The sequence below is a fragment of the Amycolatopsis keratiniphila subsp. keratiniphila genome, from assembly GCF_001620365.2.
Classification (GTDB): domain Bacteria; phylum Actinomycetota; class Actinomycetes; order Mycobacteriales; family Pseudonocardiaceae; genus Amycolatopsis; species Amycolatopsis keratiniphila.
Genome location: NZ_LQMT02000052.1, coordinates 6,445 through 9,874, shown reverse-complemented (window position 1 = coordinate 9,874; position 3,430 = coordinate 6,445). Strand labels below are relative to the sequence as shown.

At 72.4% G+C, this 3,430-nt stretch carries 3 protein-coding genes; all 3 read left to right on the top strand.

The features are described 5' to 3' along the window. Positions 1-62: 62 nt before the first annotated feature. Complete coding sequence (locus AVR91_RS41135; RefSeq protein WP_063276177.1) at positions 63-1,721, top strand: FAD-dependent monooxygenase; 1,659 nt, start codon at positions 63-65, stop codon at positions 1,719-1,721. Then, a complete protein-coding gene (locus AVR91_RS41130; RefSeq protein WP_063276178.1) occupies positions 1,718-3,127 on the top strand; it encodes a class-II fumarase/aspartase family protein in 1,410 nt (469 codons plus the stop codon). Before AVR91_RS41135 ends, AVR91_RS41130 begins: the two co-directional genes overlap by 4 nt. 170 nt (positions 3,128-3,297) lie before the next feature. Next, positions 3,298-3,430: SDR family NAD(P)-dependent oxidoreductase (locus AVR91_RS44140; protein WP_394329985.1), on the top strand; the 133-nt coding region annotated here is incomplete at its 3' end.

The following is a 3,430-nucleotide window of genomic DNA, read 5'->3' as shown; positions in this document are numbered from 1 at the left end:
ACGACCCAAACACTCACGACCACCCCGCACCCCGATCCAGCGCCAGCGGAAGGGAAACGGCCATGAACGCTCCGGCGAGGACTCCGGTCGCCATCGTGGGTGGCGGACCGGTGGGCCTGTTGCTCGCCTTGTTCCTCGACCGCCACGGTGTCCGGTCGGTGGTGTTCGAGCTCGCCGGGTCCACTTCGGACCAGCCGCGCGGGAGCACGCACGGCGCCCGCAGCATGGAGCACTACCGCCGGCTCGGTCTTGCCCGTGCCGTCCGCGAGCTGGGCCTGCCTTGGGACCACTCGCCGGATATCGCGTTCTACACCCGCTACAACGGATTCCGGCTCGCCCGCAACCGGCGGCCCGCCGTGCGGGACCTGATGCGCGAAGTCGCGTCGGCGCCCCGCACTGCGCAGGTGCCCGAGCCCATGCACCGTGCCAACCAGATGTACGTCGAGCGGCTGCTGTACCGCCGGGCCCGTGCCGCGGCGAACGTCGAACTGTGCTTCGGCTGGCGGGTGACCGGGCTGGCCGCCGACGACGACGGCGTCGACCTCCTTGCCGAAGACGACGGCGGCCGGATCCGGCACTGGCGAGCGGGGTACGTCGCGGGGTGCGACGGCGCCCGGGGCTTCACCCGCGGTCATCTCGGCGCCCGGTACGCCGGAGCGGACCGGGTCGACCAGGAGATCCTCGGCGGCCGCACGGTCGCGGCGCATCTGCGGATCCCCACGCTGTACCGGGATTTCCTCGTCGACGGCGGCGCGTGGAGTCATTGGGCGGTGAACACCGATCTGGTGCTGAACCTCATCGCGCTCAACGGCAAGGACGAGTTCTTCCTGCTCACCAGTTCCGTCGACCCGGACTCGGCGCCCGACGACGCGCTCGTCTCGGCGGTACAGCGGGCGGCGGGCGCGCCGGTCCCGGTCGCCGTGCTCGGCAGGCGACCGTGGACTTCGGGAATGGCACTGGTCGCGGAAACCTTCGGCACCGAGCGGGTGTTCCTGGCCGGAGACGCGGCGCATCTCTTCACCCCGAACGGCGGGTTCGGGATGAACACGGGACTCGACGACGCGGCGAATCTGGCCTGGAAGCTGGCCGCCGCCGTCCAGGGCTGGGGCGGGCCGGGGCTGCTCGCGTCCTACCACCACGAACGGCGGCCGGTCGCGATCCGCAACACCCGCGCCGCGCGGGAACTCAACCTCGGCCTGGCGAATGTCACGCGGCCGCGGTGCGTCGAGCAGGACACCGACGAAGGCAGGGCGGAACGCCTGCGGCTCGGACGGCTGCTGGCGGACTACGGCGACCGGACGCTCGACACCCTCGGTGTCCAGCTCGGCGCCCGGTACGACGGTTCCCCGATCGTCGACGACGGGGGCACCCCGCCCGCGGACTCGTTCGGCACCTACACCCCGACCAGCGTGCCGGGCGGCCGGGCGCCGCATCTGTGGCTGGACGACATCCGCGTACCCGGCAGTTCGCTCTTCGACCGGTTCGGGGTCGGGTTCACCCTGCTCCGGCTGGGGCCGAAGGCACCGCCCGCCGTCGGTCTGCGCACCGAGGCGGCGCGGCGGAACATCCCGCTCGAGGTGCTCGACCTGCCCGACCCGCTGGCCCGCGACCTCTACGAACGGGATCTGGTACTGATCCGTCCCGACCAGCATGTGGCGTGGCGGGGCAACGGACTCGACCGGCCAGACCGGCTTCTCACCACTGTGACGGGCGGGCGATGAGCGCCCAGGACTCCGGTTTGCTCTCCCCGGTGCGGGCCGGCACCCCGGTGGAAGCGGCGACGTCGGACGAAGCCTGGCTCCAGGCGCTGCTGGACGCGGAGGCCGGTTTGGCCCGTGCCCAGGCCGAACTCGGCGTCGTCCCCGGCGAGGCCGCGGAGCTGATCGGCGAGATCGCCCGGACACGGGCCGTCGACCCGGTGAGCCTGGCGAGGCGGAGCCGCGAATCCGCGAATCCCGTGGTGGCGCTGGTCGCCGATCTGACCGCGTCGGTCGCCGAGCGCGATCCGGAGGCCGCCGAGTACGTGCATCGCGGGTCGACCAGCCAGGACATCGCCGACAGTGCCACGATGTTGTTCGCGCACCGGGCCACCGGCCTGATCCTGGCCGAACTGGAGCGGGTGACCGAAGGGCTGGCCAGGCTCGCGGAGGAGCACCGGGACCTGGTCATGCCTGGCCGCACCCTGGCGTTGCAGGCGGTGCCGGTCACCTTCGGGCTGAAAGCAGCGGGCTGGCTCCAGTCGGTCTCGGATGCCGAAGACGGCCTTCGCCGGGTGAGAGACACACTCCCCGCCCAACTCGGCGGCGCCGCGGGCACGCTCGCCGGTTACGTCGAGTTCGCCCGCCTGAGGCTCGGGGCCGCGCGTTCGGCGCGGTACCCCGAAGACCTTCTCGACGGGTTCGCCCGCGCTCTGGGCCTCGCGACACCGGTCCTGCCGTGGCACACCGCGCGCGCCCCGCTGGCCGGACTGGGCTCCGCGCTGGCGGTGGTCTCCGGAGCGCTCGGCAAGCTGGCCGTCGACGTCCAAACGTTGTCCCGCACGGAAATCGGCGAGGTCTCCGAACCGACGGGCGCCGCGCGGGGCGTGTCTTCGGCGATGCCGCACAAACAGAACCCGGTGCTCGCCACGCTGATCCGCACGGCCGCGCTGCAGGTGCCGCCGCTCGCCCTGATCCTGGCACAGGCCATGCTCGCCGAAGACGAGCGACCGGGCGGTGCGTGGCACGCCGAATGGCTGCCGCTGCGGGACTGCCTCCGGCTGACCGGGGGCGCCGCCACCACCGCCGCCGAACTGGTGGAAGGGCTGGTCGTGCGCCCGGACCGGATGCGGGAGAACCTGGGCCGCACCGGCGGCCTCTTGGTGACCGAGCGGCTCGCCGCGATCCTGACGCCGTCACTGGGCCGCGTCGCGGCGAAGGCACGGATGACCGAAGCGGCGCGCGCGGGCGGTTCGCTCCGCGACACGCTGCTGGCCGACCCGGTCCTCGCCGCCTGCTTCGACGGCGAGGACCTGGACGAGCTCCTGGCCCCTGAGCGGTACACCGGCGCGGCCGCCCGGCTGGTGGACCGGGCGCTGGCCGACTACCGGCGACGGCGTTCGAGCCTGGGCACATACCGCGGCCGATAGGCGTTCTTGTCCTGGTCGCGCCGGAACCCTCCGTTCAGCTCGTCGGGAGTGGCCGTTCGGGCACGCGTGATTACGATCACAGCGAGACTCCTGGCCTGACATCTCTACAAACCGACCGCTCAGTACGGCAGACTCGACGGCACTTCCACTCGACGACGAGGAGAACACCCGTGACCGAACACCCCTCCCGTGTAGCGATCGTCACCGGCGCCGGCCGCGGCATCGGAGCGGCCGTGGCCAAGCGGCTCGCTTCCGACGGATTCGCCGTCGGCCTGCTGGACCTCGACGAGGCCGGTGTCGAGC